Here is a 13228-nt window from a genome sequence, read left to right as displayed (position 1 = left end):
CATTATATCGAAGGATTAATAAATATAAAATTAAGTAAATTAATATGAAAAATAATTTAAATTGTGATAAATAGTCAGAAAGATGAGAAATAGAGAGAAAAGATGAGAAAATACAAGTTAATTTAATGATTTTGGTCATTTTTAATCTATGGAAAATCATATTATTTTACATTCGATTTGATAAAAGTATCGTTTAATCCTTTTATCATTATAAAAATGTATTCGTTTTTGTTTGGCATGGTTCTTGCATTTATAAAGGGAAAGGAGAAATACTAATGGCATGGCAAATTAGAAAAAGTGACATTCCCATTCTTTCATTAGGAGCAAAGTTATTAGCTTGTGGTGGCGGTGGAGATACAAAAACGGTCGAAGGTCTTTTGATGTCAATTATGGGAGAAGATGATTTAATTTCCGTTAAAACAATATCAGATATAGAAAACGAATGGATTGTAGTAGCTGGATTAATGGGGTCAACCATTGTATTTAATGAAAATATACCATGTGGGCGAGAAGCTATTGAAGCTTTAAAGATTTACGAAATAACTACCGAGAAAAATGTTGGTGCAATTATTTCGATTGAAATAGGCGGGGCGAATTCATTAATTCCCTTAGTCCTAGCCAGTCAAACCAATTTACCTGTAATTGATGGAGATGGGATGGGAAGAGCTTTTCCAGAATTAAAGATGACTACCTTTCATTTATCAGGGATTCCATTATCACCGATGGTGTTACAAACTCACGAAGCTAATAGGGTCATTTATGGTAAGGAAAGCATTGCTTTTACTTCAGAATTAGCAAAAGACTTTATAGTTAAAAATGGGGGCTATTCCCATTTTATAGGATATGGATCCAGTGGTAAGGATTTGAAAGTTGCGATGATTCCAGGAACGTTAAATTTAATTTATAGATTAGGAACTGTTCTTAATGAAGAGAATCATTTAAATAATAAAATTCAAGATCTCACAAGTGTATTTGAAAATTCAATTTATGGTAGGCCACGAATGATAATTGGCGGAGTGATCTCAGAGGTTCAGCGTTGGTTCGAAAATGAAACAATGGTTGGAAAATTTATTATTGAGGGTCGATCCTCTTTTTCAAACAAAAGGATCGAAATTGAATTTAAAAATGAATTTATTTCAATTAAAGAGGATCAGTATATATGTACAACTCCTGATTTAATTCTCGTTTTTAATGATGAAAGTTTGTTCCCTTACAGTGTTCCCGAAATACAAGTAGGTCTTTCCGTTATGATATTCGGAGTTCCTTCCCCAAACGTGCTCCGTACAAAGGATATGCTAGATCTAGTCGGTCCTAACAATTTTGGGCTTTCCTGCTCATATAAACCATTTGAAAGAGGGGATGATCATGAGACTTGGGATTGATGTGGGGGGAACAAATACCGATGCGGTAATCATAAAAGGTGATCGAAAGCTAATTTCATGGTCAAAATGTTTAACAACAAAAGATATTATTTCTGGTATTGTCTCTAGTGCAAAGGAAGCAATACATGAAGCAGGCGTCTTACCCGAACAAATTAGCGGTGTTTTCCTAGGAACAACTCATGTCCTAAATGCATTGTATTACCCTAACAATCTATCAAAAACTGCTTTAGTGAGGATCATAAAAAAGCCTTCTTTAATTGCACCTGGTGTACAATGGCCATCAAATTTAAAAAAATATATTGAAAAAGAATATTTCGTAAAAAGTGGCTCTGATTACACAGGTGAATCGAATCCACATTTTGTATCATTATTGGATCAAATAAATGAGTTATTAACAGATATAAAAAAGTACAACATAGAATCCATTTGTTTAGTAGGAGCTTATTCTCCCTTTTATGATACAGAAGAGCTTGAAATAAGGGATATCATTAGGAAATTTTATCCGGGAATTCCTATAACGATGTCACATAAGGTCAGTAGCATAGGATTTTTAGAAAGGGAAAATGCAGCGTTATTAAATGCCATTTTATCAAACGTAATCCGGCAAGCGATGACTGATATATCAAAGCACTTTAAGGAAATGTCGTTAAATTGCCCATGTTGGTTAATTCAAAATGATGGTTCGTTGATGGAAATCAAGGAAGCAGCAGATTATCCAATTAGGACAATTGGTTCCGGGGCAACGAATAGCACTAGGGGAGCCAGTATTTTAAGTGGATTAGAGAAATGTATTGTTGTAGATGTAGGTGGAAGTACGATTGATGTAGGAAGGATCATGAATGGACAGCCAGAAGTTTCTATTGGTTCTTCATCCATTCTAGGTATTAATGTAAATATTCGTGTACCAAAAGTACACTCATTACCTTTTGGCGGGGGAAGCCTTATATCCGTCGAGAATGATTTAGTAGAAATAAGAGCTACGATTGCTAATGATATTGAAAATCAAGGGGTTGCTTGGGGCGGCAGCATTTGGACTTTAACGGATTCCTTTCTTAGGCAATTTCCAGATACCTTTCAAGATGAAAAAATAAATCTAACCGGACTGCAGATGTTATCTGAGGAAGCTTGCGAAAAAGTGATTAATAAAGTAACAAAAGAAATTAAGGAATGGATAGCAAGGTTCCAGCCGAGCAATGAGGATCTTCCCATTGTATTAGTAGGCGGTGGAAGCCTTTTACTTGAGAAGCGCTTATTCGGAAAATATCAGAGGGTTTCACAACCTATTGGTTTTCATATTTGTAATGCTATAGGAGCGTGTTTTGCCCCTCTTAGTGCAGAGATTGATAAAGTATTTTGGCTAAATGATAAGACAAAACAAGAGATTATTGAACAAGCTAAAGAGCAACTTTTCCAACAGATGATTAGTCAAGGGGCAAAAAAGGAAACAATTCAGCTCGTCTCATTAGAAGAAATCCCCTTTGATTATTTAAAAGGGGAAGTCTTAAGAATCCGGATAAAGGCATTTGGGGAAATCGATTAATTTCTTAAAGGAGGTGATACAAAAAATAGAATGGCTTACAAAAATAAAAGATTGTTAGAAAATCAAATAACAATTAAGGAGTGTATACCCAATGAAAAAAATTAAAGTAATACTGCCAATTATATCAGACATTTTTAATGAGGAAATTAAGAAGGAGTTTACTTATTATGCTTCAGAAAATACTGAAGTAGGAGTGTGTAATTTAGATTATGGACCTGAATCAATCGAAAGCGAATACGATGAAGCTCTATGTGTACCAAATTTCTTGGAAAAAGCAAAGGAAGCTGAGGAAGAGGGTTACGATGGTATCATTACTGACTGCTTTGCAGACCCTGGAATAAAACCTGCAAGAGAAATATTAGATATTCCAGTTGTTGGACCGGGAGAGTCAGCGATGCTTATTGCAAGCTCATTGGCAAAATCCTTCTCGATCGTAACGGTATTGCCGAATGTGGTGCCTATCATTGAAAACTTAAGCAAAACTATTGGTGTAAAGGAAAAACTTGCGTCCGTAAGATATGTAAACATTCCTGTACTAGAAATTCAAAATAAAGATAGGTTAACTAATTCATTATATGAAGAAATGATAAAGGCAATAGAAATTGATGATGCACACGCATTAGTGTTAGGCTGTACGGGTTTTATGGGGGTCGCAGAGGAACTGCAGAATAAATTAAAACAAAATGGTTATGATGTTCCGGTAATCGATCCAGCATTTGCAGCAACAAAAATGTTGGAAAATTTAATTGATATGAGAGTTAAACATAGCCGATTAACATATATGACGCCTCCATCAAAACAAAGAGTAAAAAGCTAATACCCCACAATTTTTACTTTATAAAATAAATGCCCTACTTCTAAGGTGAATTTACTGAATAATAAGAAATTGGGAGGGTTTTGCTTCTTCTTTCTATGTGAAAGTCATGCAAAATCCTCGATTATATAATATTTTGCCAAAAGGGGCTGTAATAGAATGGGAGATAATACAAAAGAATCAGCATTTATGGATGAAGATGTATATAAAAAAGTATCGGAAAGTGCAAAGCAGCACTGGGTTAGTTTTTTAATGATATTTATTGGCATGTGGGCCTCGCTTGGGGCAATCGGAGTGGGGGTTGACATAGGAACCAAACTTACCCCGTGGAAGGCATCATTGGCATTCTTCATAGGGTATGTCATTTGTATGGTTTTTGGATATTTAGTTGGAGAAATTGGGAGACGAGAAGGATTTGCGACAGCTGTACTGTGTGAAAGGCCCTTTTCAAAATATGGAAAATTATTACCCGCGTTCTTATCTTTTATAATTGCAGGTATTTTTATCGGTGTTCAGGCCGATGCGATCGCCAGAATTGCTATGTCTATTTTAGGATTTGAGGTTAATGAAGGTTTTAACCTAGTCAGGGGATTAGTTTCAGCTGGTTTATGTTCCTTAATGATGTTTTCCTCCTATAGAGGCATAAAATATATAAAGATAATAAGCTGGATTTCAGTACCTATCTTTTTAATTCTATTAATCTCAACATTTTTCCTATCCATTGCAAAATACCCAGGCGGACTTTCAGCAATCATGACAACGGAAGCAAATGAAGTAAGTTTTTCTTCTGTTATGTTTTTAGGTGTCTCATTATACGCAGGCTTCTCAGCATTCATGCCAGACGTTTCTCGATTTGTTTCTACTAGGTCAGGATTATTGAAGGCTCTTGTCATCGGATATGTAGCCTCTACATTTATTCCTATTTGGGGGCTAGTAGTAGGAGTAGCTCAAGGGGGAGGAGCATATTATAATGTTTTTTCTCATTATGGTGTTGCTTTTAGTATTTTTGCAATAGTAGGTCTATTCCTTCTCCAATGGACGACAAATGATAGTAATGCCTTTACTAGCGGATTGTCCTTATCTACCATTTTCACTACTTTAAATAATAGATATAAAAGCATTCCTAGGCTTTCAAGAAAACAAGCAACATTAGTTCCAGCAATTGTTGGAATTACCCTAGCCTTCGTAGGATCAGGGGCAGTCAGTTCAATATTGGCATTTGTTAGGTGCTCTTGGCGCATGGTTAGTTCCAATGGCGGGAGTTTTAATTGCTCATTACTATGTGGTTGAAAGAGGAGGCAGAAAAATTGAAGCAAAAGGTCTCGCTGGAATAACTTCTTTAATCACAATCGGATTATTAACCCAATTTAATCTAATGCCATTTGCTGCTATAACAAGCATTATTGCATCGATAATTTTATATCTGGTTGTTTATTATGGGGTGGAAAAACCTTTATTTGGTGAAAATCTTATTGAAGATGAAGCAGACAAAGAAGCAGTAAGCTAAAACAAATAATTAATCTCAAAGAATTAAAGATTAATAATAAGAAAGGGGAATTAGCTTGAGGAAAATTGGAAAACAAGAAATTGAAGATATTGCAGTAGGTGCAGCTTTATTAGGTACTGGTGGAGGGGGGGATCCTTACATTGGAAAGCTGATGGCGTTACAAGCAATTGAGGAATATGGAGAAATTACTTTGCTAGATGTGGATGAGGTACCGGATGATGCGTTGATCGTTCCTTCTGCAATGATGGGAGCTCCAACTGTTCTTTTTGAAAAACTTCCCGGTGGTGAAGAAGCCATCACTGCATTTCAAAACCTAGAATCATATTTAGGGAAGAAAATCTTTGCAACAATGCCAATCGAGGCTGGTGGCCTAAATTCTATGTTACCACTTGCACTCGCAGCCAAATTAGGTATACCTGTAGTTGATGTTGATGGGATGGGTAGAGCATTTCCGGAATTGCAAATGGTCACATTTTATTTAGACGGAATTAGTGCTACTCCAATGGTTTTAGCCGATGAAAAAGGTAATACATCGTTACTCTCTACAATAAATAATGTCTGGACTGAAAGGATTGCCCGAGCGTCAACAATTGAAATGGGTGGTTCATCTATGATTGCTATTTATCCAATGACAGGCAAAAACTTGAAAGAAAGCGGTATAAGAAATATTTTGACCCTTGAAGAAGAAATCGGTCGTTCCTTGAGGCTTGCTAAACAGAATAATACAGATCCAATCAAAGAAGTTTTAAATGTGGCAAATGGGTTTGAATTATTCCAAGGCAAAGTAAGTGATATTAACCGTAAAACTGAAACTGGATTTGCAAGAGGAACCGCAACTATTGAGGGGATTAATGATTATAAAGGGGAAACACTTCAGTTACGCTTCCAAAATGAACACTTACTTGCACAGACTGAGCAAAGAATTCTTTGTGTCACCCCAGATTTAATTGCAGTTCTTGATGCAGAAACTGGGCAACCAATAACAACTGAAGGTATTAGATACGGAGCAAGATGCGTGGTAATCGGGATTCCTTGTCATTCAAAATGGAGAACAGAAAAGGGAATTGAGGCGGTTGGTCCAAAGTACTTTGGATACGAAGTCGAATATGTTCCTGTTGAAGAACTGGTCAAAAAAGGAGTGACATTATAATGAACGCTTATCGAATTGGAATCGATGTTGGGGGAACGAATACAGATGCGGTCATTTTAGATCAAAATAATCAGGTGATTTCTGAAACAAAATCGCCTACAACAGAAGATGTAGCAACAGGTATTTATAAAGCAATGGAAAAGGTAATCATGGACTCAAATATTCCTCGAGAGCAAATAAAATATGCCATGCTTGGAACAACTCATTGTACAAACGCTATTGTTGAAAGAAAGAGACTAAATAAGATTGCTGCCATACGGATTGGTGCCCCGGCAACTTTAGCTGTTAAACCATTAATTGGAGTACCTGAAGATCTTCGAGATGCACTAGGAAAACGAATATATTTAGTTCGTGGCGGTCATGAATATGATGGTAGAGAAATTGTTGATATAGATGAAGAACATCTATATCAGATTGCTGAAGAAATTAAAGGAGAAGTTGATTCAATTGCCATAACTTCGGTCTTTTCACCTGTTTCCCAAACACACGAACTTAGAACAGGTGAAATTTTTAAGGAAGTTTTAGGGGAGGACATTTCTGTTTCGTTATCTTCAGAAATTGGCTCAGTAGGATTATTGGAAAGAGAAAATGCTACTATTCTTAATGCGGCAGTTGTAAATGTTGCTAAGACAGCAGCGGATGGATTTATTAATGCACTGAAGAGTGAAGGCATTGATGCCAAAGTATTTTTTGGTCAGAATGACGGTACGTTAATGTCTGTTGATTATGCGGTGAAATATCCCATTTTTACTGTAGCTTGCGGACCAACTAACTCATTGCGGGGTGCATCCTATTTAAGTGATTTAACAGATGCAATTGTTGTGGATGTTGGAGGAACTACAACCGATATTGGGGTCTTAGTTCAATCTTTCCCAAGGGAATCATCTTTGGCTGTTGAGATTGGCGGAGCCAGAACGAACTTTCGGATGCCTGACTTAATCTCGATTGGACTTGGAGGAGGCACAATTGTCCGTATAAAGGAAAATGGGGAATTCACAGTTGGTCCAGATAGTGTTGGTTACAAACTTCCTGAAAAAGCGTTGATTTTTGGAGGAGACACTTTAACAACAACAGATGTTGCAGTAGCTTTAGGAAAGATTGACTTAGGTGATGCTTCCAAGGTGGACCATCTTGATAAGGAATTATTAGATAGGATTTATTTGAAGATGGTTGAAATCGTAGAGGAAGCTATTGATAAAATGAAGACAAGTGCTGCTCCAGTACCTGTTATCCTTGTTGGTGGTGGAAGTATTCTTTTTCCAGAAGAATTAACAGGGGCATCAGAAGTCATTCGCCCATTACATTCAGGAGTTGCAAATGCAATTGGGTCTGCCATTTCACAGGTTAGCGGACAGGTTGAAAAAGTATATGCACTAGCTGAAATTGGAAGGGAAAAGGCATTATCTGAAGCAAAGGAAATTGCGATGTCTGAAGCAATTAAAGCTGGGGCTAATCCTGAAAGTCTTGTAATTGTCGATATAGAGGATGTGCCTTTAGCCTATATGCCAGGGAATGCAACTCGTATCAGGGTGAAAGCTGCTGGAGATTTAGCTCAATTTGAAGTGAATGAACTAGTGTAAAATTTATAAGGAGCTCTAGTCTATTAAACTAGGGCTCTTCCTATTAGGGGGCAGAGGATATGAATGAGGAAAAATCTATAGAGCATATCAAAAATAACACGTTGATCATAGATGCTCACTTTGATCTGCTAATGGATGTTTCCATACAAAGGGAAAGCGGGAGAAGAAAGGTTATCGAAACAGAATATTATTCCCGATTTATTCAAGGTGGTGTCAATATCATCTTTGCTTCAATCTTTATAGATAATGGGTTTCTTCCAGAAATGGGTCTTCGAAAAGCGTTAAATCAAGTAAGTGCTTTGCATGAAGAGGTGAAAGAGTCACCTAATAAATTGATGATTTGCCGAAATAGTAACGATATGAAGATTGCTCAAAAGACCGGAAAAATTGGTTTTCTTTTATCCCTTGAAGGGGCGGAACCAATTGGAACGGACATTAGCCTGTTAAGGGTTTTCTATGAATTAGGAGTCAGAAACCTAGGATTAGTATGGAGTAGAAGAAATGCTGTTGGTGAGGGCAGTCACTTTAGTCCCGTTCGTGAAGGTCGAAAGGGTGGAATTACTGGATTTGGGCTTCAGGTGATTGAAGAGGCAGAACGATTCGGTATGATCATTGATGTTTCACATTTAAATGATGAAGGATTTTTGGATGTAATTGAACATTCAAAAAAGCCGATTATTGCATCACATTCTAACTCGCGTATATTGTCGAATACTATGCGTAATTTAACGGATCAGCAAATGGAAGCAATAGCTAAAAAAGGCGGGGTCATTGGTGTAAATGCAGTAAGTATCATTGTGGCGGAAGAGGATGATAAGAGTCATTTAGAGCAATTTATTAATCATATTGATCATATCGTCAATGTAGTTGGAATCGATCATGTTGGCATTGGGCTAGATCTGTGTAATGACTTTTATAAGTATGTAGATCCCAAGGATTTAGCTAGTATGCCACGAAAACCATTTGATGTAATTGATGGTCACCAGAACTTTTCAAACTTAATAGGTGGTCTAATTAATAGAGGATATAGTGATCAGAGAATAGAAAAAGTATTAGGTGGGAACTTTTTACGGCTGTACTAAAAAGGTTTTCGGTCATCTTTTGTTGAAATAGCAAACAAGTAAACTAAAAAAATATTTTAAAAAAGGAGTAGATTGTATGTTTCCAATTGAAGAAGTCCGTCAGCAATTCCCAGCATTAAACCGTTATTATAATGGTAAGCAGGTTGCCTATTTCGATGGACCTGGAGGCTCACAAGTGGTTGAGAGTGTTATAGATGCTATGGTTTCTTATATGTCAAAAGGCGGGGCTAATCTACATGGAGAATTCCCTGCAAGCAAAGAAACAGAGCAGCACATTGAAAACGCTAGAAAAGCAATTGCAGATCTTGTTGGTGCGAAACCAAATGAAGTGGCATTCGGTCAAAACTCTACTTCCTTAATGTTCTCCATTTCACGGGCTTTGTCTAAAACATGGACTAGCCAAGATAATATTGTAGTTACTGAAATTGATCACCGTTCTAATGTTGACTCATGGGCAACAGCAGCAAAAGATTCAAACACAGAAATCCGCTTTATTCCAGTAGATACGGAGACATTAACACTTGATTTATCTCGATTACATGAGCTTATAGATGAGAATACAAAGCTTGTAGCTGTTTCACTAGCATCAAATGTTATCGGAACTATAACAGATTTAACAAACATTGCCAAGCGTGCTCATGAAGTTGGTGCCCTTGTGGCTGTGGATGCTGTACACGCTGTTCCACACTTTTCGATTGACCGTGATCAATTAGGGGCTGATATTTTATTATGTTCTGCTTATAAATTTTTTGGACCTCACATTGGAATGGCTGTGATTAAAGAAGAAGTGTTTGAGCGTCTCTCAGTATACAAACTGCAACCAGCACCGACCTATTTTCCCGATAAATTAGAAACAGGTATCCAAAACCATGAAGCAATTGCATCCATTGAAGCATTGGTTGACTTTATTGCAAGTTTAGGAACAGGCTCGAATCGCAGGGAAAGAATTCTAAATGCCTTTTTATCAATTGAAGAATACGAAAATCAATTGGCGCGTAGACTTCGTCATGAACTTGCAAGCATTCCCGAAGTCACTTTATATCAGGCACCAGATTACGTTGCCAAAACACCAACAGTCGCCTTTACGATCAAGGGAGTCGATCCTGTTGAATTTTGTAAATGGCTAGCAGAACAACATGCCATCTTCATTGCAAGTGGAGATTTTTACGCATCTACTCTTGCCGATAAATTAGGAATCAATGAAACTGGCGGATGGATCCGTGCAGGCTTTGCTCCTTATAATACACAAGAAGAAACAGATCGTTTAATTATTGCTATTCAATATTATGTAGAAACACATGTTGTAAATAGAGCAAATAGTTAAGTACAATTAGGTTGTGGGTTTATCTTATTTTTACAGTCCTATATTGATGGGAAAAAACAGCTGACCATTCAAGCTGTTTTTTTATTACAATATTAATAGATGTTACATAAAGACATAGGAGAGATTAAATGTATGCAAAAATAAAATTTGCCACATCCATGGCGATATTCGGTTCAATCGGTTTATTTTCGGAAAAGACAGGTCTGCCATCGATTGAACTAGTTTTTATTCGTTGCCTCAGTGCAAGTATTCTTTTAGGTGCTATATGGGGATTTAGTACACTAAAAACAAAACAAGATAGGAAAATTTCGATTCCTCGTCGAGAATATTATCTTACCGTATTATGTGGGTTATTCCTGGTTATCAATTGGGTCTTTTTCTTTCGTTCTTTAGAAGTCATGCCTATTACTGTGGCTGTATCTATTTATCATTTGGCACCCGTTATTGTGCTCCTTTTAGGCTCTTTTCTCTTTAAAGAAAAATTAACAGGAACGGGATTGGTCTTTTTCTTTATTTGCTTTCTAGGAACATTATTAGTTGGAGGAATTCATCAGCATACAAATGTTGCAGAATTTTTATCCACCGGTGTTTTATTGGCGTTTGCGGCAGCACTCTTCTACGCTTTTACATCGATCACGGGAAAAGGAATTCAATTGCTTAGTCCGCTGTTAACAACTGTCATTCAGACGAGTCTCGGTGTCATATTATTGATGCCATTAGTGGATTGGTCAAGCTTTATCCATCTTACCTATGAAAACTGGTTTTACATCCTTGTCACAGGGTTTATTCATACTGGATTTGTCTATTACTTGTTTTTCGATAGTTTGCGTGAATTAAAGGCTCAAACCATTGCTATTTTAGTCTTTGTCGATCCGGTTGTCGCGATCTTACTTGATGTAACAATTTTAAGCTACCGTCCTGATGTTTACCAGCTTATCGGAATATTGCTCGTGTTTGTGGGAATCAGTTATTCGCCTAAAAAGGAAAGAATGCTAGAACGGGCGTGAATTAAAATGTAAATTAAGAACGATAGATGGTTTGTCAGAAAAATGAACAAAATGTATTATGATAATAAAATTTTAGTTTCTGGAGGTGAATCATAATGGATAATCTAATTTTAAAAGAGGTCGAAGCTATCTATAAACAACTGCTAGATGCATGGAATAATCGTGATGCTCGTGGAATGGCTGATTTATTCACAGAAGATGGCGAAAGCATTGGATTCGATGGCAGTCAGTCGATTGGCAGGGAAGAGATATTTTCGCATCTTGAACCAATCTTTATCCACCATCCTACTGCTCGGTTTCTTAGCAAAGTAAAAGATGTTCGTTTTTTGAGTTCTGAGACTGCTCTTTTGCGAGCAATTGCTGGAATGGTGCCGCCTGATCAATCAGAAATTAATCCAAAAGTAAACACACATCATACACTTGTTGTTGTAAAAAATGAAGGAATGTGGCGGATACAGCTGTTTCAAAATACTCCTGCACAGTTTCATGGCAGACCTGAATTAGTTGAAAAAATGACAGAAGAGTTAAGAGAATTGTTATAGTACTATTGCAAGAATTAAGGCTTGATCGTTTATACGACCAAGCCCTTATTTATGTATGTCTTAGGAGATGAGATACTTTAGGTATAGCTAATTTACTATTGGTTTTCCGTGTAAATTTGGAACGTAACACCGAACTTATCAGTTACGACTCCGTAAGCTGGGCTGAAATCTGTTTTTTGTAGAGGCATGCCTACTTGTCCACCGTCTTGTAATGATTCAAAAACTTGGTGTGCTTGATCTGTATTGTTAAGAGTTATGCAAATGGTCACTTGAGATCCGATTTGATGTGGTTGGCCAGGGAAAATATCGGAAAACATAAGGTCTGAGTCTCCAACTCTTATCGTTGCATGTGAGACTAGATCTTTTGCTTCTTCTGGTAACGGGAACTCCGGGTTAGGAGGCATTTGACCAAACGTGAGAATCCCCATAACTTCAGCATTAAATACCTTCTCATAAAATCCGATTGCTTCTTTTGCGTTTCCATCCATCATTAAATAAGGTATGAATTTGAATGACATGTCTACTCAACTCCCTAGATTAAGATCATATTTTGTAGGCTCGTCCACCAATATAGTGAATTCACCCCAATAATCATTCTATCCTATAATTTCAAGAAAAAACATTAGTTTTTGTTTAATAGTTGCAAAATTCAAATAAATAATATAAATTCGTTCTTTCGCTCTACACAATAAGATGGATCAGAACAAAAGAAATTGTATTTTTGTGGTAATATGGCAAGAAAGAGGATTGCAAATTTCGGATCCTACCTTTGCAATAAAAATAAACTAGGAAGTTAGAGTATGTAGGAGAATTATAATGACCCAAAATGAAATTGTTTTAGTTGTAAGTGTCTCGATATTCAGAGATAACAAGGTTTTGGTAATTAAAGAAAATAAACCATTTGCCATAAACAAGTGGAATTTTCCATCTGGACGTATTGAAAATAGAGAAGATATTCTCAATGCTGCTTGTAGAGAGGTAAGAGAAGAAACAGGACTTGATGTGAAATTAACTGGCACAACGGGTATCTATAATTTTATAAGCAGCTCCAATCATCAAGTGATATTATTTCATTTTATTGGTGAGATTACTGGAGGAATATTGAAGCTTGAAGAGGAAGAGATTGTAGAAAGTAAATGGATGACACTTCCGGGAATTTTGAGTTTTAAGGATCAAGAGCTTCGGGATGCAAATGTGACAAAACAAATTGTTAATCGCCTTTTAAAAGAAAAAATTCATTCATTAACCATTTTTAATGAACAATTAAAGGGATTAGAGTAAATGAGAGTTAATCCAATTG

General features: G+C 36.6%; 13 protein-coding genes. 12 read left to right on the top strand and 1 reads right to left on the bottom strand.

The window, feature by feature from the left end; all coding sequences use genetic code 11:
* Nucleotides 1-275 precede the first annotated feature (275 nt).
* From V7149_RS05475 to V7149_RS05425, 11 genes are all read left to right on the top strand, one after another.
* The gene (locus V7149_RS05475) at nucleotides 276-1382 is read left to right on the top strand and encodes a DUF917 domain-containing protein (protein ID WP_335344640.1); all 1107 of its coding nucleotides are present in this window, start codon (nucleotides 276-278) and stop codon (nucleotides 1380-1382) included.
* On the top strand, nucleotides 1366-2922 hold the full coding sequence (locus tag V7149_RS05470; protein ID WP_335344639.1) for a hydantoinase/oxoprolinase N-terminal domain-containing protein: 1557 nt from the start codon (nucleotides 1366-1368) through the stop codon (nucleotides 2920-2922). The genes V7149_RS05475 and V7149_RS05470 overlap by 17 nt, the downstream gene beginning before the upstream one ends.
* 91 nt (nucleotides 2923-3013) lie before the next feature.
* The gene (locus V7149_RS05465; protein ID WP_335344638.1) at nucleotides 3014-3739 is read left to right on the top strand and encodes an aspartate/glutamate racemase family protein; all 726 of its coding nucleotides are present in this window, start codon (nucleotides 3014-3016) and stop codon (nucleotides 3737-3739) included.
* A gap of 156 nt (nucleotides 3740-3895) precedes the next feature.
* Entirely contained in the window at nucleotides 3896-5026 is a 1131-nt protein-coding gene (locus tag V7149_RS05460) for a cytosine permease (protein ID WP_335344637.1), read from the top strand.
* Nucleotides 4989-5243 (top strand): hypothetical protein, encoded by a 255-nt coding sequence (locus V7149_RS05455; protein WP_335344636.1) that lies wholly within the window; start codon nucleotides 4989-4991, stop codon nucleotides 5241-5243. The genes V7149_RS05460 and V7149_RS05455 overlap by 38 nt, the downstream gene beginning before the upstream one ends.
* Before the next feature lie 55 nt (nucleotides 5244-5298).
* Nucleotides 5299-6393 carry a DUF917 domain-containing protein gene (locus V7149_RS05450; RefSeq protein WP_335344635.1) on the top strand — a complete coding sequence of 365 codons (1095 nt, stop codon included), beginning with the start codon at nucleotides 5299-5301 and terminating at the stop codon, nucleotides 6391-6393.
* Entirely contained in the window at nucleotides 6393-7973 is a 1581-nt protein-coding gene (locus V7149_RS05445; protein ID WP_335344634.1) for a hydantoinase/oxoprolinase family protein, read from the top strand. Before V7149_RS05450 ends, V7149_RS05445 begins: the two co-directional genes overlap by 1 nt.
* A 59-nt stretch (nucleotides 7974-8032) precedes the next feature.
* On the top strand, nucleotides 8033-9055 hold the full coding sequence (locus V7149_RS05440) for a dipeptidase (protein WP_335344633.1): 1023 nt from the start codon (nucleotides 8033-8035) through the stop codon (nucleotides 9053-9055).
* A gap of 76 nt (nucleotides 9056-9131) precedes the next feature.
* On the top strand, nucleotides 9132-10379 hold the full coding sequence (locus tag V7149_RS05435) for a cysteine desulfurase-like protein (protein WP_335344632.1): 1248 nt from the start codon (nucleotides 9132-9134) through the stop codon (nucleotides 10377-10379).
* 128 nt (nucleotides 10380-10507) lie between these two features.
* Nucleotides 10508-11386 (top strand): DMT family transporter, encoded by an 879-nt coding sequence (locus tag V7149_RS05430; RefSeq protein ID WP_335344631.1) that lies wholly within the window; start codon nucleotides 10508-10510, stop codon nucleotides 11384-11386.
* A gap of 95 nt (nucleotides 11387-11481) precedes the next feature.
* Complete coding sequence (locus V7149_RS05425; protein WP_335344630.1) at nucleotides 11482-11928, top strand: SgcJ/EcaC family oxidoreductase; 447 nt, start codon at nucleotides 11482-11484, stop codon at nucleotides 11926-11928.
* 95 nt (nucleotides 11929-12023) lie between these two features.
* On the opposite strand, the gene V7149_RS05420 is transcribed toward V7149_RS05425, so the two are convergent.
* Nucleotides 12024-12446: a VOC family protein gene (locus V7149_RS05420; protein ID WP_335344629.1), complete on the bottom strand. Its 423-nt coding sequence runs from the start codon at nucleotides 12444-12446 to the stop codon at nucleotides 12024-12026.
* 298 nt (nucleotides 12447-12744) lie between these two features.
* Here V7149_RS05420 and V7149_RS05415 point away from each other — a divergent pair, with 298 nt between their 5' ends.
* Nucleotides 12745-13209 (top strand): NUDIX hydrolase, encoded by a 465-nt coding sequence (locus tag V7149_RS05415; protein ID WP_335344628.1) that lies wholly within the window; start codon nucleotides 12745-12747, stop codon nucleotides 13207-13209.
* Nucleotides 13210-13228 lie beyond the last annotated feature (19 nt).

Origin of the sequence: Bacillus sp. JJ1503 (genome assembly GCF_036965125.1) — a bacterium.
Classification (GTDB): Bacteria; Bacillota; Bacilli; order Bacillales; family Cytobacillaceae; genus Cytobacillus.
The sequence above is the reverse complement of the archived record's forward strand: the minus strand, read 5'-3'. Positions and strand labels throughout refer to the sequence as shown.

Bases quoted from the DNA above. Each gene is read 5' to 3' on its own strand.
- V7149_RS05470 (WP_335344639.1), top strand. From the start codon at position 1,366: ATGAGACTTGGGATTGATGTGGGGGGAACAAATACCGATGCGGTAATC.
- V7149_RS05415 (WP_335344628.1), top strand. From the start codon at position 12,745: ATGACCCAAAATGAAATTGTTTTAGTTGTAAGTGTCTCGATATTCAGA.
- V7149_RS05460 (WP_335344637.1), top strand. From the start codon at position 3,896: ATGGGAGATAATACAAAAGAATCAGCATTTATGGATGAAGATGTATAT.
- V7149_RS05465 (WP_335344638.1), top strand. From the start codon at position 3,014: ATGAAAAAAATTAAAGTAATACTGCCAATTATATCAGACATTTTTAAT.
- V7149_RS05440 (WP_335344633.1), top strand. From the start codon at position 8,033: ATGAATGAGGAAAAATCTATAGAGCATATCAAAAATAACACGTTGATC.
- V7149_RS05445 (WP_335344634.1), top strand. From the start codon at position 6,393: ATGAACGCTTATCGAATTGGAATCGATGTTGGGGGAACGAATACAGAT.
- V7149_RS05475 (WP_335344640.1), top strand. From the start codon at position 276: ATGGCATGGCAAATTAGAAAAAGTGACATTCCCATTCTTTCATTAGGA.
- V7149_RS05425 (WP_335344630.1), top strand. From the start codon at position 11,482: ATGGATAATCTAATTTTAAAAGAGGTCGAAGCTATCTATAAACAACTG.
- V7149_RS05430 (WP_335344631.1), top strand. From the start codon at position 10,508: ATGTATGCAAAAATAAAATTTGCCACATCCATGGCGATATTCGGTTCA.
- V7149_RS05435 (WP_335344632.1), top strand. From the start codon at position 9,132: ATGTTTCCAATTGAAGAAGTCCGTCAGCAATTCCCAGCATTAAACCGT.
- V7149_RS05420 (WP_335344629.1), bottom strand. From the start codon at position 12,446: ATGTCATTCAAATTCATACCTTATTTAATGATGGATGGAAACGCAAAA.
- V7149_RS05455 (WP_335344636.1), top strand. From the start codon at position 4,989: ATGGCGGGAGTTTTAATTGCTCATTACTATGTGGTTGAAAGAGGAGGC.